The organism is Undibacterium sp. SXout7W (assembly GCF_049339385.1).
Taxonomy (GTDB): domain Bacteria; phylum Pseudomonadota; class Gammaproteobacteria; order Burkholderiales; family Burkholderiaceae_D; genus Undibacterium.
Genome location: NZ_JBMPPF010000081.1, coordinates 1 through 441 on the forward strand (window position 1 = coordinate 1; position 441 = coordinate 441).

General features: G+C 49.9%; 1 protein-coding gene. It reads left to right on the forward strand.

Annotation, left to right across the window (positions count from 1 at the left end; all coding sequences use genetic code 11):
• Window positions 1-337: transposase (locus ACO0LB_RS20575; RefSeq protein WP_423052572.1), on the forward strand; the 337-nt coding region annotated here is incomplete at its 5' end.
• Between the last annotated feature and the right edge of the window lie 104 nt (window positions 338-441).

Consider the following 441-nt stretch of genomic DNA (forward strand, 5'->3'; position numbering starts at 1 on the left):
GCCTGACTTGCTGCATGGGCAAGAGACTCGCTACTGGGGAGATTCTGCCTATATAGGCCAAAAACAGGCAGCGCGTAGCAAAGCACCAAAGGTAAGAGATTTTACTAACTGCCGTGCTACACGCAGCCATGCATTAACAAATGCAGAACGTCTGACCAACCGTCGCAAGTCGAGCATCCGCGCCAGGGTTGAGCATGCCTTTGGCATCATCAAGCGCGTGTTTGGATTTGCGAAGGTGCGTTATCGCGGATTGCAGAAGAACGCGCATCGCTTGTTTGTCACTTGTGCACTAGCGAATCTGTTTATGATCCGCAGGCGCTTGATGCGCCTGCCATAGTGTGCCGATTGTGCGAGAAATCGCGCAAGAACAAGAAAAATTGGAAACATTCGCTCCAATTTCCACTATAAAACATGCTCTCGCGAGCATGTTTTATGAATGAG